Source organism: Curtobacterium sp. PhB25, from assembly GCF_004365375.1.
In the GTDB taxonomy this organism is placed as follows: Bacteria; Actinomycetota; Actinomycetes; order Actinomycetales; family Microbacteriaceae; genus Curtobacterium.
In genome coordinates, this window is sequence record NZ_SODR01000002.1 from 306,877 (window position 1) to 328,782 (window position 21,906).

A 21,906-nucleotide genomic window follows, 5' to 3' on the forward strand; every position below is an offset into this window, starting at 1 on the left:
CTGAGCGCATGAGCAACGATGCGCCGCTGTCCGGAACCCCGCTGACGATCTCCGCCGCCGGGTACACGGCCGATATCGCCACGGTCGGTGCGACGCTGCGGACCCTGCGGCACGAGGGTCGCGACCTGATCGTGCCGTTCGCCGCCGACGAGGTCCGACCGGCGTTCCGCGGTGCCGTCCTCGCTCCGTGGCCGAACCGCGTGGTCGACGGCGAGTACTCGTTCGGCGGTGTCGACCACGAGCTCGCGCTCACCGAACCGGCACGGCACCACGCCCTGCACGGACTGGTCGCGTGGACCGACTTCCGGGTCGAGGCGCAGGAGTCCGACCGCGTGGTGCTCGCCACCACCGTGCAGGCCCAGGCGGGCTACCCGTACCGTGTCGAGGTCCTGGTCGAGTACCGGCTGGACGACGCCGGGCTGCACACGACGATCACCGGCACGAACTCCGGCGCGGACGACGCCCCGTGGGGGACCGGCCCGCACCCCTACCTGGTCGCCGGCCCCGGCACGGTGGACGACTGGACCCTCACCCTGCCCGCAGCCGAGGTGCTCGAGGTCACCCCGGACCGACTGATCCCGACCGACCTGGTCCCCGTGCACGACGAGTTCGACCTGCGCACCGCCACACGCATCGGCGACCGGTTCATCGACCACGCCTTCACCGGCTTCGACCGCGACGCCGACGGGGTCGCGACCATCGCCCTGACCGCTGCGGACGGCCGGGGTGTCCGCGCGACCTTCGGTCCGGAGTGCCCGTGGGTGCAGGTGCACACGGCCGACCACGTCGTCCCCGAATACCACCGCGCCGGCCTGGCGGTCGAGCCGATGACGTGCGCTCCCGATGCCTTCAACGACGGTGTCGACCGCGGTCTCGTGGCGCTCGCCCCCGGTGCGTCCCACGCCGCTGCATGGACGATCTCCGCGATCTGACCGGTCCGTCGGCCGGCGCCCGCGTCGAGGTCCGCCGGCTCGATCCGGTCCCCGACCTCGGCGCGCTGGCCGCCGCGGTCGAGGGCGACCTGGTGTGGCTCGACTCCGCGCTGCCGGACGGCGCACCCGACGCCGCTCGACCACGGGCGCGATGGTCGGTGCTGACGTGGACGGACGGGCCGTTCGGGGCCCGGTTCCGGCACCAGGACCGGCAGGCGTCCGTCGAGGTCGCCGCGCCCGCTGCCGGCTGGTTCGGCCCGTCGTCGTCCGACGACCGCCCGGCCTTCGCCGTGCTGGCCGACCTCCTGGCGCGGACGCCGCAGCTGCCCGAGCCGATCGCCGGCTGCGGCTTCGCACTCGGCTGGGTCGGGTTCCTCGGGTACGAGCTCGGTCGCGAGTCCGGCGGCCCGGACCGCACCGCCGACGGCCACGCCGACGCCGACCTGCGGTTCGTGGACCGCGCCGTGGTCGTCGACCACACCGGTGGCGCCTGGGCGCTGACGCTCGTCGCCGACGCGGAACCGGCGGCCAGCGCGCAGAACCGGGCGTGGCTCGAGACGGTGACCAGGTCGCCGTCGACGGCCGACGTGGCGGACGCGGCCACGGGCCTCCCGGCCGGGGTGTCGTCAGCGGTCGGACGCACGTCGCGAGCCGACCACGAACGCGCCGTCGACGCGTGCCGCGCCGAGATCCGCGAGGGCAACGCGTTCCAGGTCTGTCTCACCACCTCCTTCTCCGTGCCGGGCAGGGGCCGGGAGGCCCGGGTCGGCCCCGGCACGGACCCGCACCTGTCCGACTACCTCCGGATGCGGGCGTCGGACCCCGTCCCGTTCGGTGCGTACCTGCGGCTCGGCCCGCTGCGCGTGGCGAGCCGGTCGCCGGAGCGGTTCCTGCGGATCGCCGCGGACCGCACCGTGCTGGCGGAACCGATCAAGGGCACGCGGCGACGACTCGCCGACGCTGCTGCCGACGCGGCCGTGCGGGACGAACTCGCGGTGAGCGCCAAGGACCGTGCCGAGAACGTGATGATCGTGGACCTGCTGCGGAACGACCTGCTGCGGACGGCGATCCCCGGGTCGGTGCACGTCGAACGGCTGTGCGCGGTCGAGACCTACGCGAGCGTGCACCAGATGGTGTCGACGATCGGTGCCGTGCTGCCGTCGGGGACGTCGCCGGCGGACGTGGTGCGGGCGGCGTTCCCACCGGGGTCGATGACCGGCGCGCCGAAGATCAGCGCGATGGCGATCGCCGACCGGCTCGAGGGCGCGCCGCGCGGGGTGTACTCGGGGACGATCGGGTACTTCTCGGCGAGCGGTGCGGTCGACCTGTCGGTGGTCATCCGGACACTGGTGACGGTGGTGGACGCCTCGGGCGGCGGGGTGGATCCGGTCGAGGTCCGGTCGCGGACGCTCGGGGCCGGGGGAGCGGTGACGTGGTCGTCGGTGGCGTCGGACGAGGCGGACGAGGTCGTGACGAAGACGCGGTCCGTGCTCGGCGCGGTCGGTGCGGTGGCGACGTGGTGAGCTGACCGAACACGCGTTCGACCCGATTGTCCACGGATGTCGGACGCGATTGACATCATCGAACACATGTTCGAATATGAGGGCATGCAGACGGCGGCGGCACTCCGGTCGCCCGGCCCGGACCGGGTCGGGCGGGGCGGTGCTGCGCGCGGGGGTTCGGGTGCTGCGCGCGCGGGCACGGGTGCTGCGCGTGGGGGCGGCGCGGGCGCTGCGGACCACCTCGGTGACGCCCGGGCGGCGCTCGACCGCATCACGTCCCTGCGGTCCCGGGTCACCGACATGGAGTCCACCCGTGTCGACACCGCTGGGCTCCCGACCGCCTCCGCTCTCGAACCCCTGCTGCCCGGCGGTGCGATCCGGGTCGGCGGCACCTACGCCGTCCCCGAGTCGGTGCTGCTCGCGATCACCATGCTGCAGGCGGCCTCGGCGTCCGGTGCGTGGTGCGCGGTCGTCGGGGTGCCGTCCTTCGGGATCGAGGCCGCGGCCGCCGCGGGGATCGACCTCGAGCGGCTCGTGCTCGTCCCCGATCCGGGCGACCAGTGGCTCGCGGTGACCGCGGCGATGGCCGATGTCGCCCAGATCGTGCTCACCCGGCCGCTCGGCCGGGTGGTGCCGGGCGACGTCGCCCGCCTGTCGGCCCGGCTCCGGCAACGCGGCGGGGCCCTCGTCGCGCTCGGGTCCTGGCCCGGTGCCGACGTCACGCTGCGGATCACGTCGTCGGTGTGGAGCGGCATCGGGCAGGGCCACGGGCACCTGACCGAGCGTCGCGCCACCGTGACGGCGACCGGTCGTGCGGGTGCGGTGCGCCCCACGAGCGCCGAACTGCTCCTGCCCGCGGCCGACGGCACGGTCCGGACGGCGACCCCCGTGCCGTCGGTGGGGTCCGGCGACACCCGGGTGCTGCGGCCCGTGGCGGTGGCGTCGTGACCGCCGCGGTGCTGCTGTGCGTGGCGGTGGCGTCGTGATCGCGCCGGGGCGTGTCCGTGCCGACGCGATCGCCCGCGGCGGGGCGCTGCCCGAGCCACCGCCGACCCGCACCATCGTGCTCTGGTGTCCGGACTGGCCGGTGATCGCGGCGGCCCGCGCGGCCGGGGCACCGCCGGAGCAGCCCTTCGCCGTGGTCGCGAAGGGCCTGGTGTTCGCGAGCTCCGCGTCCGCACGGCAGCACGGCGTCGTCCGGGGCATCAGGGTGCGCGAGGCACAGGCGCGCTGTCCGGAGCTCGTCGTGCACCCCTACGACGACGCCCTCGACCACCGCGCGTTCGAACCCGTCATCCGCGCGGTCGAGGCCGCCGTCCCCGGGGGCGAGGTACTGCGGCCCGGCACCCTCGCCCTGCGTGCCCGGGGACCGGCGCGGTACTACGGCGGCGAGCGGGCGGCCGCGGCGACCCTGGCGGGGATCGCGGCCGACCACGGTGCCCCGGCGGTGCGGGCCGGTGTGGCGGACACCCCGTTCGCAGCGGAGCAGGCGGCACGGGCTCGGCCGGTGCGTCCCGGCGAACGGGTACGGATCGTGCCGGTCTCCGGCTCGTCGGACTTCCTGGCGGCCCTGCCCCTCGGTGTGCTCGGCGACCCCGAGCTCGCGACGGTGCTCGACCGGCTCGGCATCACCACGCTGGGCGATTTCGCGTCGCTCAGTGACGAGCAGGTCCGCGACCGGTTCGGGGTCGCCGGGGCGTTCCTGCACCGGCTGGCCGGCGGACGCGACCCACGGGAGATCTCGGCGCGCGCGATCCCGCCCGAGCTCCGGATCGAGGCCGCCTTCGAGCCCCCGCTCGACCGTGCCGACCAGATCGCGTTCGCGTTCCGGCGCTCCGCCGACGACTTCGCCGCACGCCTCCGCGCCGCGGGGCTGGTCGCGACGACCATCCGGGTGGGGATCGTCGACGAGCGGGACATCCTGCTCGAACGCACGTGGGCGCACCCCCGGTGGTTCGACGCCGCCGACGTCGTCGACCGGGTGCGGTGGCAGCTCGCCGGCGGGGTCGACCCGACCGGGCTCGAGGCCCCCGTCACCTCGGTCGTGCTCGAGCCGGTCGCCGTCGACGACATGGCGAACCACGAACGCGGACTCTGGGGCTCCGGACCGGACGAGCGCGTGCACCACGGGCTGGCCCGGATCCAGGGCATGGTCGGGCACGACGGGGTGGTGAGCCCGCGGGTCGGTGGTGGCCGGACACTGTCCGAGCGGGTGGTGCTCGTGCCGTGGGGCGACGCCCCGCCCGGCGGCGAGCGTGCCCTGGCCACCGTGCGCGACCGCCCCTGGCCCGGCAAGCTGCCCGGCCCGCCGCCCGCCACCGTCCTCGAGCGTCCCCGGCCGGTCGACGTGGTCTCCGGCGACGGCGCGAGCGTCGACGTCGACGACCGCGGCGTGCTGTCCGGCGCGCCCGAACGCTTCCGCGCCGAGGGGGACCGGGGCGGCGGGTTCGCACCCGTCACGGCCTGGGCGGGCCCCTGGCCGCTCGTCGTGCGGTGGTGGGAGTCCGGTGGTCGACGACTGCACCGGCTGCAGCTCGTCGACGCCGAGGGTCGTGCCTGGTACCTGGTGCTGGCGGACCACCGGTGGTGGGCGGAGGCGATCGCCACGTGAACCGATCCAGGAGCAGGACCTGATGGGCTACAGCAACCCACCCGTGCCGTGGTCGCAGTTCGAACGCGCCCTGTCGGACAAGCGCAGTCCGGGGACGGCGAAGGCCGGCGACGGCGGGGACAGCCCGGCGTGGTCGCGGAAGCGCGAGCCGTACGTGCCCACGGACCAGCCGGCGGCTGCGGACGACGGCCCTCCGGTCGTGCCGTACGCCGAGCTGCACGCGCACTCGGCCTTCAGCTTCCTCGACGGCGCCAGCCAGCCCGAGCAGCTGTTCGAGGAAGCCGCACGGCTGCGCCTGCACGCCCTCGCCCTCACCGACCACGACGGCTTCTACGGTGCCGCCCGGATGGCCGAGGTCGCCGAGGCGTACCCGCAGGTCGGCACCGTCTACGGCACCGAGCTCTCGCTGGGCCTGACTGAACCGCAGAACGGCGTCCCCGATCCCGAGGGCTCCCACCTGCTCCTGCTCGCCGACGGGCAGGGCGGCTACCACCGGCTCGCGGGCGCGGTGACGAGTGCGCACCTCGCGGCCGGGTCCGAGAAGGGCAGCCCGCGCTACGACCTCGACGAGCTCGCGGGACGGGCCGACGGACACTGGCGGGTGCTCACCGGGTGCCGGAAGGGCACCGTCCGGCAGGCGCTCGAGCAGGGCGGGGAGTCCGCGGCGGAGACCGCGCTGCGCGTGCTGCTCGACCGCTTCGGGCGCAGCAACGTCGTGGTGGAGCTCCTCGACCACGGCGACCCGCTCGACAGCGCGCGGAACGACGTGCTCGCGACCCTCGCCGAGCGGTACACGCTGCCCCTGGTCGCGACCGGCAACGTCCACTACGCCACCCCGGACCGGTTCCCGGTGGCGACGGCGCTGGCCGCGGTCCGGGCCCGGCGCAGCCTCGACGAGATCGACGGGTGGCTGCCGGCCGCCGACACCGCGCACCTGCGCTCCGGCGCCGAGATGACCCGGCGGTTCGGGCGGTACCCGGGGGCGATCGAGAACACCGTCACACTGGCCGACGAACTCGGGTTCCGGCTGCGCACGGTCAAGCCCGGGCTGCCCGACCTCGACGTGCCGGACGGCCACACCGCGATGTCCTGGTTGCGGGAGCTCACCTGGACGGGTGCACGTCGGCTCTACCCCGGCAGTGCTGACGGCGTGGAACCGCAGAAGCGCGAGCGCATCGAACGCGAGCTCGCGGTGATCGAGGACAAGAACTTCCCCGGCTACTTCCTGATCGTGCGCGACATGGTGCAGTACGCCCGCGGCCGGGGGATCCTCTGCCAGGGGCGGGGCTCCGCCGCGAACTCCGCTGTCTGCTACCTGCTGGAGATCACCGCGGTGGACTCGATCCGCTACGGCCTGCCGTTCGAGCGGTTCCTGTCGGCGATGCGCGACGAAGAGCCCGACATCGACGTCGACTTCGACTCGGACCGCCGCGAAGAGGTGATCCAGTACGTCTACGAGAAGTACGGCCGGTACAACGCCGCCCAGGTCGCGAACGTCATCACGTACCGCCCGAAGGGTGCCGTCCGCGACATGGCGAAGGCCCTCGGCCACAGCCCGGGGCAGCAGGACGCCTGGTCGAAGCAGGTCGAACGGTGGGGCTCGGTGACCGAGAGCCAGGACCACGACATCCCACCGGCGGTCGTCGGGCTGGCGAGCGACGTCCTGGGCTTCCCACGCCACCTCGGCATCCACTCGGGCGGCATGGTGCTCACCGACCGGCCGGTGGGCGAGGTCGTGCCGATCGAGCACGCGCGGATGGACGGCCGCACGGTGCTGCAGTGGGACAAGGACGACTGCGCCTTCATGGGGCTCGTGAAGTTCGACATGCTCGGCCTCGGCATGCTCGCGGCGCTGCAGTACTCGTTCGACCTGGCGGCGGAGCACTGCGGGGAACGCTGGGAGATGCACTCCATGCCGAAGGAGGAACAGGGCGTCTACGACCAGCTCTGCCGAGCCGACACCATCGGGGTGTTCCAGGTGGAGTCCCGCGCGCAGATGGGCACCCTGCCCCGGCTGCTCCCACGGCGGTTCTACGACCTGGTGATCGAGGTCGCCCTCGTCCGCCCCGGCCCGATCCAGGGCGGTGCCGTGCACCCCTACATCCGGCGTCGGACCGGCGAGGAACCGATCACGTACATCCACCCGTCGCTCGAACCGGTGCTCGAACGCACCCTCGGCGTGCCGCTGTTCCAGGAGCAGCTCATGCAGATGGCGATCGCGGTCGGCAACTGCTCGGGCGACGACGCCGACCTGCTGCGGCGGGCGATGGGGTCGAAGCGCGGCCACGAGAAGATCGACCGGCTGCGCGACAAGCTCTACGCGGGCATGTCGGACAACGGCATCCACGGCGAGGACGCCGACGCGATCTACGCGAAGATCCAGGCGTTCGCGAACTTCGGCTTCGCGGAGAGTCACTCGATCAGCTTCGCCCTGATCGTCTACGCGAGCGCCTGGATGCGCCTGCACTACCCGGGGGCGTTCCTGGCCGCGCTGCTCCGGGCGCAGCCGATGGGGTTCTACTCACCGCAGACCCTGGTCGCCGACGCCCGTCGGCACGGCGTCCAGGTGCTCCGACCGGACATCCTCCGCTCGGGTGTCGACGCCACGCTCGAACCGCTCGGCGACGACCAGGTGGTGCCCCCGTGCGGTGACGACGCCTGCCTGCACACCGAGCAGCCGCCGGTGCTGCCCTTCGACAAGGCACTGCCCGACGACACCGCACGGCACCGCCGCGACGGCGCGTTCGCGGTCCGGCTCGGACTCGCCGAGGTCGCCTCGCTCAGCCGGAAGAGCGCCGAGAAGATCGTCGCCGAGCGTGACGCGAACGGTCCCTTCGTCGACATGTCCGACCTGGCCCGCCGGGTGGGGCTGACGACGGCGCAGCTCGAGGCGCTCGCCGCCGCCGACGCCTTCGCCCCGTTCGACATCGACCGCCGCGGGGCGATGTGGTCGGCGGCGCAGGCCGCTGCGGAGCGCGCCGACCAGCTGCCGGACACGCAGGTCGTCGTCCAACCGCCGCTGTTCGGGCAGATGACGAGCGGCGACGTCCTGATCGCCGACATGTGGTCGACGGGAATGACGACCGACGACCACCCCGTCCGGCACGTGCGCGACCGGCTTGCCGCCCGCCGGGTGCTCAGCGTGCAGGACACCGCGACGGCCGAGACCGGGCGGCGGGTCGAGATCGGCGGGATCGTCACGCACCGGCAGCGTCCGGCGACGGCATCGGGGATCACGTTCATGAACGTCGAGGACGAGACCGGGCTGGTCAACGTCATCTGCAGCGTCGGGGTGTGGGGCCGCTACCGCCGGGTGGCCCGGGAATCCCCGGCGGTGATCGTCCGCGGCATCCTCGAGCGGTCGCCCGACGGCGTGGTCAACCTGGTGGCGGACCGGATCGAGCACCTGTCGTTGTCCGTGCGCACGCGGTCGCGGGACTTCCAGTGAGTGGTCGCGGGCAGCGGTCCGCGCGCGGCGGGCGGCGGGCGCGGAGGAGGCGCGCGGCTACTCGACCTCGGGCAGTCGCACCGTGACCTCGAGTCCGCCGGAGCGCACGTTCCGCAGCGACGCCGTCCCGCCGGCGCGCTCGGCCACCGCGCGGACGATCGCGAGCCCCAGCCCGGATCCACCCGGCAGGGCGATCGCACCGGTGGCCGGATCGGGGTTCGGGCGCGACTTCCGGGCCTCGTCCGGTCGGGTGAACCGGTCGAACGCCACCGGGATGAACGACTCGGGGACACCGGGGCCGTCGTCGGTGACCTGCAGGACGCCCTCGCCGCCGGTGCTGCGCCAGGACACGAAGATGCCGCCACCGCGGGGGAGCGCCGACACCGCGTTGCCCGCGATGTTCGTGACGAGCTGCGCCATGCCACCGGTGTCGAGCCGGTAGCGAGGCTCGTGGGTCCCACCGCCGATGCCGGGCCCGGAGCCACCGACGGCCACCGGGGCCTCGAGGTCGAAGTCGACGGTGACGTCCTTGGCCGATGCGATGAGCCGGACCCGGTCGACGGCCGCCATGACCTCGTCACCGAGGTCGGACCAGGCGGTCTCCGGGCGCTGGTCGCCGTCCTGTTCCCGCCGTTCGGACTCCTCGATCCGGGACAACGCGAGCAGGTCGTTCGCCAACCGGGAGAGCCGGGCGACGCTGTGCTTGGCGCGCTCGATGTGGGCGGCCAGGGCAGCGGCGTCGTCACCGTCGAGCGACGCCAGGTCGAGCTGGGTGGTCAGGATCGCGAGCGGTGTGCGGAGCTCGTGACTGGCGTCGGACACCATCTGCCGTTCCCGCTCGGTGGCCTGGCGCGTACGGGCGAGGAAGGCGTTGAGGGTCGTGGCGAGGGACGCGAGTTCGTCCTGCGCGGGGCCGACGGGCAGCTCGGCCCGTTCGGGCGCGACGGACAGCCGCTCGGCCTCTCGGCGCATGCGATTGACGGGACGGAGTGCCGCGGTCGCCAGGATCCACGAAGCGACGCCGAAGGCGAGCAGGATCGCGACGCCGGTGAGCGACAGGGTCGAGGTGAGGTCGTCGACCACGATCGCCTCGGCCTGCGAGTTCCGGGCGGCGACGACCGTCCACCGGCCGGCCTGGTTCACGGGGTGTTCGACGACCACGCGGTACTCGGACCCGGACACCCGGATGATCGAGGTGCCTGCCGGTGTGGAGGTCAGGCTGCCGAGGGCGCTCTCCACCCGCGTGGGCATCGTCGAGAGCACGATGTCGCCGGACGGTGAGACCACGGCGACGAGCTGCGCGTTGCCCGGCGGGGACAGGTCGGGATCGCTGTCCACCTCGAGCGTGGCGACGTACGGGTCGGCGTCGGCGTCCAACAGGGTGCGGGTCGCACTCGCGACGACGCTGACTACCTGGAACCGCATCACCAGCACGAGCAGCACGATCACGACCGCGGCGATCGCCGTCGAGCCGATCGTGATCCGTGCCCGCAGCGACAGCAGGCGCAGGGGGCGGACCAGACCGCGTCGTGGGCGGTCCGGACCCGGGCGAGCGGAGGCCCCGCTCACGCCCCGAGCAGATCCAGGCGGTACCCGCGGCCGCGCACGGTGGCGATCGCGACGGTGGCCTCGTGGGCGACGAGTTTCTTGCGGAGGTACGAGATGTACTGCTCGACGACGTTCGGGTCGACGTGCTGCGAGCCGTCCCAGACCTCTTCGAGGATCTTCGGCCGGTCGACCACGTTGCCGGCGGAGCGCGCCAGCAGGCGGAGCAGCGCGAACTCGGTCGGGCTGACGGCGACGCGCTGGCCCTTGATCGAGATGCGACGGGCCTCGGAGTCGATCGAGACGTCGCCGACCTCGATCGTGCGGGGTGCCCCGGCGGACTCGCGGCGACCGAGGGCGCGGAGCCGGGCGGTGAGCTCGGCGAACGCGAACGGCTTGGTGAGGTAGTCGTCCGCGCCGGCGTCGAGGCCGAACACGCGGTCGTCCACGGCATCGCGCGCGGTGACGAGCAGGATCCGCACGGGGTCCTCGCGCTCGCGGATGCGTCGAGCGAGCTCGAACCCGGACATGCCGGGCATCATCACGTCCACGACGGCCAGGTCGAACGCCTGCTCGCCGAGGGCGATGAGCGCCTCGACCCCGTTCTCCACCGCCGTCACGCGGTACCCCTCGGCAGCGAGACCGCGCTCCATCAGGGCACGCATCTCGTCGTCGTCCTCGACCACCAACAGCCGCATAGTGGACCTCCTCGGACCCATCGTGGCATCGAACGGGCGCGGAGGGTCGATGCCCGGGCCGAACTCACTGAATCTCGTCACAGGAGCGGGTACCGTGGTTGCCAGGCCACCGGGCAGAACGGTCTGTCCCGCGTTCTAGGGACATGAGGACTTCTTGCTTCATTGGTAGGATCACCTGGCGGACAGCGCTTACCCGAAGGGCGGTCCGTTGCACCAGGGGGCACCATGAACGACCCGATCGACCACGCGTCCGTCGACCACCCGTCCGTCGACCACCCGGCCATCGTCCGTCTCCGCGCGGAGCTCGACGCCGCGTGGAAGGGCATCGGCGCACTCGGCCAGATGGAGGGCGTCCGCCGCGACCGCGTGGTGGCCGAACTGCGGACGGCCGTCCCCGACGTGGCGAGCCGCGCGGCTCGCGAGGTCGGCACCGAGGCCGTCGTCGCGGAGATCAGCCGGTTCGCCGACGTCGGCGTGCCCGGCACCGATCCCGCCGTGCCGGCCGCGGTGATCTGGGGCGACGTCGTGCAGACGGCGGCCGAAGCCGCACGCGCCACGCGCTGACCGGCACCGGCACGCCGCGCCCGAGCGGCGCCGGCACTGGCACGCCGCGACCGACCGACTGACCGGCGTCAGTCGTCCTCGCCGAGCAGCTCCTCGCGCACGCGCCGGACGTCTTCGAGCAGGGCGCCGATGAGCACCCAGTGCCGTGAGTTCGGTCGGACGATCTCCATCGGTGCCGTCAGCGCGGGTTCCGCGGTCGCCACCCCGGCATCGTCCCGACCGGCGCCCGCAGCGAACGACGGGTCCAGCCGTGTCGACTCGACCCGGGCGCTCAGCGCGCGGACGTCCGAGCCGATCCGGGCCACCTCGGTCGCGATGCCGCCGACCACCGGGTCGGCGCGCAGGTCTGGTGCGGTGTTGTCGTGGATCGCCCGGGTCATGCCGGTGACGCGCGTGACCAGGACGCGCAGGTGCTCGGTGATGGCGACGTCGCGGTCGAGGATCGTGCGGTGCCGGCCGCCACGCGGGTTCATCGTCAGGGACTCGCGGGCCGCGTTCAGCGATGCCTCGGTCTTCGCGTGCTGCTGCCGGAGCGCGCGGGCCCGCACCAGGGCGTCCTGCCACCGGTCGCGGTCCCACCCCTCGGTCAGTCCGATCGCGACGCGTTCGAAGGCCACGGCGGTGTCGCGGGCGAGTCGGGCGACGGCGAGGTGCGCCGGCTCGAGCAGGACCGGCGGGATGATCAGGGCGTTCACGACGAGGGCGACGACCGCACCGATCACGGTCTCGAGGATCCGGTCGGCCGAGTAGTTCGGTGTGACGACCCCCGCGGTGAGCACGAGCATCCCGCTGATGCTGACCTGGGTTGCCGAGGTCGGGGTCAGCCGGAGCACCCAGGCGATGAGGATGGCGAGCACGACCACGAGCAGGACGACCCACACCGAATCGCCGAGCAGCAGGTGGAACCCGGTGGCGAGCAGCACGCCGAGCACGACACCGGCGCTCCGCTCGAGGCCCTTGACGAACGACTGGTTGATGCTCGGCTGCACGACGAGCAGCGCGGCGATCGCGGCGAATGTCGGGAACGGTCCCTGGATCAGCAGCCGGCACAGCAGCACCGCCGCGACGACCGCGACCGCGGTCTTCACGACCTGCAGGAACGGCGTGCGACTGGAGCTGCGGAGACGCGCGACCGGGTTCACCTCGACCACGCTAGCCACCGCCCGCACGCCGAGCCGTGCACGAACGCGACGAAAACGTCCGGACACGGTTGACTGATGTCGTGTGGCCCAACCATGAGCGCGTCATCCCGCAGGCCTTCGCCGGCTCCGGGACCTCCGTCGTGGCCGCACGGGCGCACTCCGTCGAGCCCTCGGGCAACGGCTACCTGTACGGCTACGAGGTCGACACCGTCGACCGGAACGGCCAGCGCGCCACCGTCCTGACGTACGTCGACACCGGCGGCGCGCACGACCAGAACAGTGCGATCGTCACCGACCCCGCGACCGGCGAACCCGTCTCGGTGTGGGCGTACCCGAACGACCCGGGTCTGCCGGTGCTGCCGCAGGTGACCTACCGCGACGCGGTCGCCGAGCTCCTGACGACGCTCGGCATGCCGGTCACCGACCCGGTGCTCACGGTGGCCGCGTACCGACCGGGCAAGCGTGCGGTGGTGCGGGTGGACGCCCCCGAGCGCACTCTGTTCCTGAAGATCGTCCGTCCGCACCGGGTCGCGCCGATCGTGAAGTCGCACGAGCAGTTCGTGGCGGCGGGCCTGCCGGTGCCCCGGGTGCTGTCCAGTCGCGGCGACGGGCTCCTTGTGCTCGAGCGGATCCGCGGCGTGCCGGCCGGCAGTCGCATCCTCGACATCGCCGACGACCCGCGGTTCGTCGCGTCGCTGGCCGCCCTGAGCGGTCGGGTCGCGACCGTCCCGATGACCCAGCAGGCCCGTGCCGACGCCATGGACCACGCCGACTGGCACCGCCGCACGCTCATCGCCGCGTTGCCGCAGGACGCCGACGAGATCGACCGCCTGTACGACGCCATCGGCCGCCGGTCGATCGGCTGGACGAGCGCGACGAAGCAGGTCGTGCACGGCGACCTGCACCTCGAGCAGGTCTTCGTCGACGAGGACGAGCCCTGGCGCATCTCCGGCCTGCTGGACATCGACACCGCGGGGTGGGGCTTCCCGGTCCGCGACATCGGGGCAGTCGTCGCGCACCTGGTCGTCACCGGCCTCTGGCACCGATCGCGCGGAGACGCCGACCGCGGAGCCGCGGCCGAGCGCCTCGCCGACGCGATCGCCCGTGACTGGGTCGCTCGCAACCCGCGCGAGGCCGACCGCATCGGGCCCGCCATCGGTGCCCAGCTGCTCGCCCACGCCGGTGGCCAGGCGACCACCGGCTCCGCGAACGGCATCCAGACCGCCGAGCAGCTCCTCGCGGCGACGCGGGCCGCGTTGGCCGAGGCTGCTCCGGTCCTGCCGGCGGCCGGCCTGGTCCGCCCGCGGTCCGCGCCCCGCGTCTGACGGCTCGCGGCCCCCGTCGCGAAAGCGACAGATCTGCGCGGAACGTTGGCGGCAATCTGTCGCTTTGGCGGGGTGGTCGGCGTGGGGGTCCGGGATCTGTCGCTTCGGCGAGGTGGTCGGCGTGGGGATCCGGGATCTGTCGCGTCGGCGGGGTGGACGCGACCGGCGTCGGACGGGAGGCGCGTGGCGGGCCCGCACCGTGCCTCCCGGCCGGCACACGGGGCATTCCAGGAGGCGCGACGCGCGCGGGCGACGAGGAGTCGCCTCTGTCGGGGGTCGGGGAGTAAACTGAGCGCGCACGCACCGCGTTCCCGCGTGCCGCGTCGATTCCGGACGCAGCCGTCGATCACTTGATCGACGCGGGAACCGGGCCGTGACCGCCCCGCGGGGGCGTCACGTGCGTGTGACGACGCCGGATCCCGGCGCGGACCGTCGCACCCGGCGCCGAGCAGGCGCTCGCGGTGGAACGGTCCGCGGGACTCCACCGGACGTCCCGAAGCGGGGACCGGCGATGCGGTGGGCCACGGTGGCCCGCAGCCGAACCGGAGCCGTGTCAGGCCCCGGTGCAGGACTTCCGCCCCACGGGCGGCTCGCCCCGATGCGTGGGCGGAACAGGAGGAGCGTTGGCTCGATCAGGCACCCGGCGAGCTGCCGGCGGGACGCGGACCGCGTCACGTCGGACGAGGCCGCTGGACAACGACGGCGTGATCCCCGTCCTCGCCCGCGCGGTGCGCGAGGTCGAGGCGGCGGCGCAGCGCGGACCGCTCAAGGCGACGAACCGGACGAAGTTCCAAGCCGTCGCACTGCTCATGCGCGAAGAGCGCGCACGGGTGAAGGGCGACACCGACCTCACCGACTCGCAGCGCGCCGAGCAGCTCAAGCGGCTCGACGGCGTGGCGACGATCCTCGCGAAGACCGCGGCCCGCGACACCAGCGTCATCCAGCTGCTGGCAGAAGAGGTGCAGGTCTCCGAGGCGACCCGCGCCGTCAAGCGCGACATGATGATCGCCGGCGGCATGGAGCTGCAGCCGGAGGACCTCGTCATCGCGGCGGAGCCCACCCCGGTCGCCGAGACCCCGGTGCGCGCGGTCACCCCGCAGGCGGTCGTGCAGCGTCAGCTCGCCAACCCGTTCCTGCCGCCGGACTTCGCACTCGCCGACCAGCCGGTCGCGCACCCGCGTCGCCTGGCGAACTGGGAGCTCTTCGGTCCGCTGTTCAAGTCGTTCGAGTACGGCGCAGGCGGGGGAGCGGCGACGATGCCGCTGCCCGAGCCGACCTCGCTGCACTCCCGCTCCGGCACCACGCTGATGAAGCACCAGGCCGAACTGGTCGCCGCCGCGTCGCAGGGGCACCGCACGTTCCTGCTCGCCGACGAGCCGGGCCTCGGCAAGACGGCGCAGTCGCTGCTCGCCGCCGACGCCGCGAACGCGTTCCCGCTGCTCGTCGTCGTGCCGAACGTCGTCAAGACGAACTGGGCGCGCGAAGCCGAGCGCTGGGTGCCGAACCACCGCGCCACCGTCATCCACGGAGACGGCAACGACCTCGACGGGTTCGCCGACATCATCATCGTGAACTACGAGATCCTCGACCGGCACGCCGGCTGGCTCGGTGGCTTCGGCTTCAAGGGCATGGTCGTCGACGAGGCGCACTTCATCAAGAACAAGGACTCGCAGCGGGCACGGTTCGTGCTGCAGATCGCCGACCGCATCCGGCAGCGCACCGCAGCACCACTGCTCATGGCGCTGACGGGCACCCCGCTCATCAACTCGGTCGAGGACTTCCGCACCATCTGGGAGTACCTCGGCTGGATCGACGACAAGAAGCCCCGCGCGAAGCTCATGAACGAGCTCGAGGAGATCGGGCTGACCCCCGCCGACCAGGGCTTCTTCGTCGAGGCCCGTCGTGCCGTCATCGACCAGGGCATCGTCCGACGCCGCAAGGTCGACGTCGCCGCGGACATCCCGGCCCGCCGGATCGCCGACATCCCCGTCGAGCTCGACGGCGACGAGGGCCGCTCCATCCGCGACGCCGAGCGCGAGCTCACCGCGAAGCTCGTCCGCCGGTACCACCAGGCGCTCGACGCCCGTACCGGGCAGGACCCGGTCGTCGGCATCGACCACAAGCTCGTCCGGCAGGTCGCCCGCTGGGAGCTCGAGGACCAGGACGCCTCGTCGACCGGTGAGAACGTGTTCTCGATGGTCCGACGCATCGGCCGCGCCAAGGCCCAGCTCGCAGCGGACTACGCCGCGCAACTCGCGTCGAACGTCGGCAAGGTCGTGTTCTTCGCGAAGCACCTCGACGTGATGGACCAGGCCGAAGAGGTCTTCGCTCGACGTGGCCTGCGCACCGCCACGATCCGCGGCGACCAGACGGCCACGCAGCGCACGGCGCAGATCGACTCGTTCGTGAACGACCCCGATGTCGCCGTGATCGTCTGCTCGCTCACCGCGGCCGGCGTGGGCCTGAACCTGCAGGTGGCGTCCAACGTCGTGCTCGCCGAGCTGTCGTGGACGAGCGCCGAGCAGACCCAGGCGATCGACCGTGTGCACCGCATCGGGCAGGAAGAGCCCGTCACCGCGTGGCGCATCATCGCCGCGCAGACGATCGACACCAAGATCGCCGAGCTCATCGACTCGAAGGCGTCGTTGGCCGCCCGCGCGCTCGACGGCTCGGACGAGGAACTCGTCGACTCCGGTGACATCCAGCTCGACGCCATGGCCGCGCTGCTGACCGAGGCGCTCGGGGGCTAGGGACCGCGGCGCGCGGCGCGCACCCGTTCAGCACGACCAAAGTCCGTCCGAACCACGTGATCACGCGGTTCGGACGGACTTCGGTTGTGCGGGGCTTCGCGCCAGGGGGCGTCGCTCAGATGCGGGACTGCACCTCGGCCAGCGACGGGTTCGTCGCCGTGCTGCCGTCGGGGAACACGAGCGTCGGAACGGTCTGGTTGCCGACGTTGACCTCGGCGACGAGTTCCGCCGTGCCCGGGGTCTGCTCGATGTCGACCTCGGTGAAGGGCACGCCGGCCTTCGTCATCTGGTTCTTCAACCGGGCGCAGTAGCCGCACCACGTGGTCGTGAACATCGTGACGCCGCCGGCTTCGGGGGTGAACTGCTCGCGGGTGATCGTGTCGCTCATGGCGCCAGGCTAACCCCGCTTTCTGGACGGCCTTGACGCGCTTATCCGATATAGCTAGGTTAAGCCGCATGGATCCGATCCAACGCATCACCGCCCCGACGCTCGACGTGCTCGACGCGCTGCTGACCGTCGACGGCCCGGCATGGGGGCTGCTCGTCATCAAGGCCACCGGGCGCCAGGCTGGCACCGTCTACCCGATCCTCGAGCGACTCGAGCGGCAGGGGTGGATCACGTCGTCGTGGGACGACGAGACCAGCCGGCCGGGGCCGCGTCGTCGGCTCTACGAGTTCACGCTGGACGGGGTCGACGCCGCACGCGACCTCGTCGCCGCGCGTCCGTCCGCCGCGACGCCCGCTCGTCCGGCTCGCTCGGCCCACCGGCCGGTGACCTCGTGAGCGCGCTCGACCGGGCGCTCGTGGGGGTCGCCGTCGCCGTCTCACCCGCAGCACACCGCGCCGCTCGCCGCGAGCAGTGGCTCGCCGACGTGCGCGATGCCCACGAACTCGACCTCTCACCGACTGCACTCGCGTTCGGCGCGTTCACCACGGCGCTGTTCCACCGACGCGCCGGCCACCGTTCCACCTGGGGGGACACCATGACCGCACTGCCGACACCCGTCCGTTCTGCACCGCACACCATCCGCACGATCCCGGTCCTCATCGCGCTCGCGGTGCTGTCCTACGTCGTCTCGGTGGGCGTCCTCGCGCTCCTGCAGCGGTACAACGGCCTGCCGGAGGCGCGCCTCGTCTTCGACATGGTCGGGATCGGGCTCGCGGTGGTGCCGGGCGCCGCTGTCGCGACGAGCGTCCTGCTGGTGTCGGGCGTCGCACGCCGCCGCCGGGTCCTCGGCGCCGTTGCCGTGTTCGCCATCGCCGCAGTGTGGTGGGCGATCACGAGCGGTTCGCTCAACGTCCCCGTGTACGTCCCGGTCCAGGTCGGCGTCATCGCGGCTGGGCTGCTCGCGGTCTGGCTCGTGGTGCTCCGCCGACCGGTGTGGACGTACTCGCTCCTCGTCCTGCCCGTCGTCGCTGCCGTGCTGGTGTTCCCGCTCGCAGAAGCAGCGAACGGCTCGGGGATCCCGTACTCCGCGATGGCGCTGGTGTCGTGGATCGGGCAGCTCGTCCCGTTCCTGGTCGCCGTCGTCGGAGCCGTGGTGGCGTCACGGTTCTCCACCGATGCGCCCGCGGTGGTCGAGGCGCACGGTGAAGCCCTGGTAGACAAGACCGTGTGAGTGACACCCACCTCGAGATCGAGCGCACCTACGACCTGCCAGAGGGCGGTGCCCTGCCCGACCTCGTCGGCGCCGGTGGCATCCTCCGTACCGAGCACCAGGAGCCGTTCGAGCTCGATGCGACGTACTGGGACACCGAGCGGTACGACCTGGTGGCGGCGCGGGTCACGGTCCGCCGGCGGACCGGCGGCCCCGACGCCGGGTGGCACATCAAGCGCTCCGAGTCGGACACGGTCCGCCACGAGCAGCACTTCCCGCTGACCGACGACGCCGACACGGTGCCGACCGAGGTCCTCGCGGCGCTCTTCACCGAGCGACGCGGCCGTGGCCTGCGCCCCGTGGTCCGCATCACGACCACCCGCACCGTGACCCGCCTGCTCGACGAGGACGGCGACCAGGTCGCCGAGCTCGCCGACGACCAGGTGACCGCTCAGCGCCTCGACGACGACGCTCCGGAGACGCCGCGCACCTGGCGCGAGGTCGAGGTCGAGGCCGTCGCGGGCGTCGACCCGCAGGTCGCGCACGAGCTCTTCGCGGCCCTCGATGCGCGCTTCGCGGCCGTCGGCGCCGGCCCCGCCGCCGTCGCGTCCAAGCTGGCACGCGGGCTGGCAGGAGCACCGGCACCGCGCCTCCAGACCGAGGAGAAGCCGGACAAGGGCACGACCGCACGCGTCCTCGCGAAGCGACTGCGGAAGCTGCGCGCTGCGCTGCTCGGCCAGGAATCGCGGCTCCGCTCCGGCGACGCGGCCGACCTCCGGCAGACGGCTGAGACCGCCCTCGAGATCGCGTCGATCCTCGGCGCCTACCGTCCGGCGTTCGCCGCCGGCGACACCGTCGACCGCGCCGCCGAGGCGGCCGACGGCCTGGCTGCCGTGACCGCACGCGCAGCACTCAACGAGTACCTGATCGACCGGTTGCCGCGCGCGTCGACCCCGGCGCAGGACGACCTGGTCGACTCCATGACCCGCGAACGCATCCTGGCCTCGACCCGTGAACGCCGCGACCAGTCGGTGCGGGACGTCGTCGCGTTCGTGCACGGTGAGCCGTTCCTCGAGCTGCTCGACGCGCTTGACGACGCCGTCGAACGGCCGACCCCGACCGAGTGGTCGCTCCGATCGCCGAAGAAGGTCGCGCAGGACGTCGGCGCCGTCGTGAAGCCGCACATCCGCGAGCTCGTCCGGGCCGCGGTCGCCGACGACACCTCGGACACCGCCGCCGAGCGCGAGGCCGCCGACCGTGCGACCACCGAAGCCGCCTGGCAGGGCACGATGCGGGCGCGGATGGCGATGGACGTCCTCGGCGACGACGCGTTCCCGCACGCGCTCTGGAAGCGGATCGGCAGCGCGGCCGACGTGCTGACCGAGCGGGTCCGATCGCTGCACGCCCTCGACGCGCTGCGGACCAACGCGGCGATCGCCGAACGCGGCGGCGAGGGGACGTTCGGCTACGGCGTGCTCGCGGGGGACCGGGTGCGCCTGGCCGAGGAGTCCTACGACGAGGCGGTGCACGCGCTCAACCGCGTGTGAGTCGCGGGTCGCGGGCCGCGGGCGTTCGCTTCGTGAGCAGAAATGGTCGGGTGCCCGCGGGCAACCCGACCATTTCTGCTCACCAAGTCATCAGGCGGCGGGCGCCTCGTCGGCCAGCCCGAGCACGTCGAGCAACCAAGCGAGCTCGAACGCCCGCTCCTTCCACGAGGCGTACCGACCACTCACGCCAGCGTGGCCCGCGGACATCTCGGTCTTCAGCAGGACCGGCGCCCCGACCTCGCGCAGCTTCGCGGTCCACTTCGCCGGTTCGACGTAGAGCACACGGGTGTCGTTGATCGACGTCACGGCGAGGATCCGCGGGTACTGCACGTCGTCGCGGACGTTCTCGTACGGGGTGTACTCGCTCATGTAGCGGTAGACCTCGGCGTCGTGCAGCGGGTCGCCCCACTCGTCCCACTCGATGACGGTCAGGGGCAGGTCGGGGTCGAGGATGCTCGTGAGCGCGTCGACGAACGGCACCGCGGCGACGATCCCGGCGAACCGGTCCGGTGCGATGTTCGCCACCGCACCCATCAGGAGCCCGCCGGCGCTGCCGCCCTCGGCCACGAGCCGGTCCGCGGTGGTGCGGCCGGACTCGATCAGGTGGTCGGCGACCGCGACGAAGTCGGTGAACGTGTTCTTCTTCGTCAGCGTCTTGCCGTTCTCGTACCAGTGGCGGCCCATCTCGCCGCCACCGCGCACGTGGGCGACCGCGAAGACGACGCCGCGGTCGAGCATCGACAGGCGCATGACGCTGAAGCCCGGGTCGATCGAGTGCTCGTACGAGCCGTAGCCGTACAGGTGGAGCGGCGAGGGGGTGTCCGCGTCGACGGCGTCGCGGCGCCAGACGAGCGAGATCGGCACGCGGGTGCCGTCCGACGCGGTGGCCCAGTCGCGCTCCTGCGCGTAGTCGGCGGGGTCGTAGCCGCCGAGCACCGGCTGGCGCTTCAGGACCGTCACCTGGCCGGTCGCCAGGTCCAGGTCGCTGACCTCGGACGGGGTGACGAACGAGGTGAACCCGATGCGGAGCGTCGGCTGGTCCCACTCGGGGTTGCCGCCGAGCCCGGCCGAGAACAGTGCTTCGTCGAAGGGGACCTCGTGCGCGTCGCCGTACTCGTCACCCTCGATGGGGATGATCGCGATGCGGGGGAGTGCCTCGGAGCGGTACTCGAGCGCGAGGTGCCCGGCGAAGGCGTCGACGGACTCGATGCGGCGCTCGGTGTGGTGCGCCACGACGACCCGGCGGTCGCGCTCGGACGTGGGGTCGTCGGCGGGGACGTCGACGAGTTCGAAGTTCTCGGCACCGTCGTTGTGCAGGACCAGGAACCGGTCGCTGCCGCCGACGATGGCGTGCTCGATCTCGTACTCGACGCCGTCGCGTCGTGGCCACACGACCTGGAACTCGCCGGTCGGGTCGGCGGCGTCGAGCACCAGGGCCTCGGACGTGATCTTCGACCCGAGCTCGATGACGATGTACTGCGACGACCGGGTGACGCCGACGCCGACCCAGTAGCGGTCGTCGGGTTCCTCGAAGACCAGGACGTCGTCGGACGCGGCGGTGCCGACCGCGTGCCGCCAGATCTTGTCCGGGCGCCACGACTCGTCGACGGTCGGGTAGAAGACGTAGCGACCGGCCGGGTCGAAGGTCGCGCCGGCCCCGGTGTTCGGGATGGCGTCGCCCAGGTCGGTGCCGGAGGCCAGGTCGCGCACGTGCAGGGTGTACCGCTCGTCGCCCTCGACGTCGATGCCGTAGACCAGGCGGGTGCCGTCGTCGCTGATGTCGTAGGTGCCGAGGGAGAAGAACTCGTGGCCGTCGGCCAGCGCGTTGCCGTCGAGGACCACCTGCTCGCCGGGGAGGGTCGACTCGCCCTCGACGACGGCAGGCGGGGTCCAGTCGTCCGGACCGGCGATCGGCGCACGGCAGTGCACGCCGTACTGGCTGCCCTCGGCCGTGCGGGTGAAGTACCACCAGTCGCCCATGCGCACCGGCACTGAGAGGTCGGTCTCCTGCACACGGTTCTTCACCTCGGCGAAGACGCGGTCGCGCAGCGGGGCGAGGTGGTCGGTGGCGGCGTCGGTGTAGGCGTTCTCGGCCTCGAGGTAGGCGAGGGTGTCCGGCGACTCCTTGTCACGCAGCCACTCGTAGTCGTCGACGAAGTCGATGCCGTGGTGGGTCCGCGTCACGGGCCGCTTGGCGGCGGTGGGCGGGGTGGCCTGGGAGTGCTCGGTGCTCACCGTCCCACC

General features: G+C 72.8%; 16 protein-coding genes. 11 read left to right on the top strand and 5 right to left on the bottom strand.

Features of this window, described 5'->3' with window-relative positions:
- The first annotated feature begins 8 nt into the window (after positions 1-8).
- From EDF51_RS06015 to EDF51_RS06035, 5 genes are read left to right on the top strand one after another with little or no spacing between them, the layout of a single operon-like run.
- The gene (locus EDF51_RS06015; protein ID WP_134194158.1) at positions 9-932 is read left to right on the top strand and encodes an aldose 1-epimerase family protein; all 924 of its coding nucleotides are present in this window, start codon (positions 9-11) and stop codon (positions 930-932) included.
- Positions 911-2,455 carry an anthranilate synthase component I family protein gene (locus tag EDF51_RS06020; protein ID WP_134194160.1) on the top strand — a complete coding sequence of 515 codons (1,545 nt, stop codon included), beginning with the start codon at positions 911-913 and terminating at the stop codon, positions 2,453-2,455. Before EDF51_RS06015 ends, EDF51_RS06020 begins: the two co-directional genes overlap by 22 nt.
- A 36-nt stretch (positions 2,456-2,491) precedes the next feature.
- Positions 2,492-3,382: a hypothetical protein gene (locus tag EDF51_RS06025; RefSeq protein WP_134194162.1), complete on the top strand. Its 891-nt coding sequence runs from the start codon at positions 2,492-2,494 to the stop codon at positions 3,380-3,382.
- A gap of 34 nt (positions 3,383-3,416) precedes the next feature.
- Positions 3,417-5,045, top strand: coding sequence for a DNA polymerase Y family protein (locus EDF51_RS06030; protein WP_134194164.1), 1,629 nt, complete (start codon positions 3,417-3,419; stop codon positions 5,043-5,045).
- Between the two features lie 22 nt (positions 5,046-5,067).
- The gene (locus EDF51_RS06035; protein WP_134194165.1) at positions 5,068-8,493 is read left to right on the top strand and encodes an error-prone DNA polymerase; all 3,426 of its coding nucleotides are present in this window, start codon (positions 5,068-5,070) and stop codon (positions 8,491-8,493) included.
- 57 nt (positions 8,494-8,550) lie between these two features.
- Here the strand turns inward: EDF51_RS06035 and EDF51_RS06040 are convergent, their stop codons facing one another.
- Both EDF51_RS06040 and EDF51_RS06045 read right to left on the bottom strand, forming a co-directional pair.
- Positions 8,551-10,062, bottom strand: a complete 1,512-nt coding sequence (locus EDF51_RS06040; RefSeq protein ID WP_123293948.1) for a HAMP domain-containing sensor histidine kinase — start codon at positions 10,060-10,062, stop codon at positions 8,551-8,553.
- Entirely contained in the window at positions 10,059-10,736 is a 678-nt protein-coding gene (locus tag EDF51_RS06045) for a response regulator transcription factor (RefSeq protein ID WP_131845459.1), read from the bottom strand. The genes EDF51_RS06040 and EDF51_RS06045 overlap by 4 nt, the downstream gene beginning before the upstream one ends.
- 225 nt (positions 10,737-10,961) lie before the next feature.
- Between EDF51_RS06045 and EDF51_RS06050 the strand changes: the two genes are divergently transcribed.
- The gene (locus EDF51_RS06050; protein WP_131845460.1) at positions 10,962-11,300 is read left to right on the top strand and encodes a hypothetical protein; all 339 of its coding nucleotides are present in this window, start codon (positions 10,962-10,964) and stop codon (positions 11,298-11,300) included.
- A gap of 68 nt (positions 11,301-11,368) precedes the next feature.
- Here the strand turns inward: EDF51_RS06050 and EDF51_RS06055 are convergent, their stop codons facing one another.
- Positions 11,369-12,442: an aromatic acid exporter family protein gene (locus EDF51_RS06055; protein ID WP_123938833.1), complete on the bottom strand. Its 1,074-nt coding sequence runs from the start codon at positions 12,440-12,442 to the stop codon at positions 11,369-11,371.
- An 80-nt stretch (positions 12,443-12,522) separates the two neighbouring features.
- Between EDF51_RS06055 and EDF51_RS06060 the strand changes: the two genes are divergently transcribed.
- The gene (locus EDF51_RS06060; RefSeq protein WP_111084551.1) at positions 12,523-13,767 is read left to right on the top strand and encodes an aminoglycoside phosphotransferase family protein; all 1,245 of its coding nucleotides are present in this window, start codon (positions 12,523-12,525) and stop codon (positions 13,765-13,767) included.
- A 623-nt stretch (positions 13,768-14,390) separates the two neighbouring features.
- On the top strand, positions 14,391-16,517 hold the full coding sequence (locus EDF51_RS06065) for a DEAD/DEAH box helicase (RefSeq protein WP_165901102.1): 2,127 nt from the start codon (positions 14,391-14,393) through the stop codon (positions 16,515-16,517).
- 115 nt (positions 16,518-16,632) lie between these two features.
- Here EDF51_RS06065 and EDF51_RS06070 read toward each other — a convergent pair whose 3' ends face one another.
- Positions 16,633-16,905, bottom strand: coding sequence for a mycoredoxin (locus EDF51_RS06070; RefSeq protein ID WP_134194167.1), 273 nt, complete (start codon positions 16,903-16,905; stop codon positions 16,633-16,635).
- A 68-nt stretch (positions 16,906-16,973) separates the two neighbouring features.
- Between EDF51_RS06070 and EDF51_RS06075 the strand changes: the two genes are divergently transcribed.
- From EDF51_RS06075 to EDF51_RS06085, 3 genes are read left to right on the top strand one after another with little or no spacing between them, the layout of a single operon-like run.
- Positions 16,974-17,300 carry a helix-turn-helix transcriptional regulator gene (locus tag EDF51_RS06075; RefSeq protein ID WP_134194169.1) on the top strand — a complete coding sequence of 109 codons (327 nt, stop codon included), beginning with the start codon at positions 16,974-16,976 and terminating at the stop codon, positions 17,298-17,300.
- Positions 17,297-18,136, top strand: a complete 840-nt coding sequence (locus tag EDF51_RS06080) for a hypothetical protein (protein WP_134194170.1) — start codon at positions 17,297-17,299, stop codon at positions 18,134-18,136. Before EDF51_RS06075 ends, EDF51_RS06080 begins: the two co-directional genes overlap by 4 nt.
- On the top strand, positions 18,133-19,662 hold the full coding sequence (locus tag EDF51_RS06085) for a CYTH domain-containing protein (RefSeq protein ID WP_133936701.1): 1,530 nt from the start codon (positions 18,133-18,135) through the stop codon (positions 19,660-19,662). Before EDF51_RS06080 ends, EDF51_RS06085 begins: the two co-directional genes overlap by 4 nt.
- A 90-nt stretch (positions 19,663-19,752) precedes the next feature.
- Here EDF51_RS06085 and EDF51_RS06090 read toward each other — a convergent pair whose 3' ends face one another.
- Positions 19,753-21,897: a S9 family peptidase gene (locus EDF51_RS06090; RefSeq protein ID WP_134194172.1), complete on the bottom strand. Its 2,145-nt coding sequence runs from the start codon at positions 21,895-21,897 to the stop codon at positions 19,753-19,755.
- Positions 21,898-21,906 lie beyond the last annotated feature (9 nt).

Excerpts from the sequence above, each read along its gene's own strand:
- EDF51_RS06015 (WP_134194158.1), top strand. The coding sequence starts at position 9 with ATGAGCAACGATGCGCCGCTGTCCGGAACCCCGCTGACGATCTCCGCC.
- EDF51_RS06020 (WP_134194160.1), top strand. The coding sequence starts at position 911 with ATGGACGATCTCCGCGATCTGACCGGTCCGTCGGCCGGCGCCCGCGTC.
- EDF51_RS06025 (WP_134194162.1), top strand. The coding sequence starts at position 2,492 with ATGTCGGACGCGATTGACATCATCGAACACATGTTCGAATATGAGGGC.
- EDF51_RS06035 (WP_134194165.1), top strand. The coding sequence starts at position 5,068 with ATGGGCTACAGCAACCCACCCGTGCCGTGGTCGCAGTTCGAACGCGCC.
- EDF51_RS06045 (WP_131845459.1), bottom strand. The coding sequence starts at position 10,736 with ATGCGGCTGTTGGTGGTCGAGGACGACGACGAGATGCGTGCCCTGATG.
- EDF51_RS06050 (WP_131845460.1), top strand. The coding sequence starts at position 10,962 with ATGAACGACCCGATCGACCACGCGTCCGTCGACCACCCGTCCGTCGAC.
- EDF51_RS06070 (WP_134194167.1), bottom strand. The coding sequence starts at position 16,905 with ATGAGCGACACGATCACCCGCGAGCAGTTCACCCCCGAAGCCGGCGGC.
- EDF51_RS06075 (WP_134194169.1), top strand. The coding sequence starts at position 16,974 with ATGGATCCGATCCAACGCATCACCGCCCCGACGCTCGACGTGCTCGAC.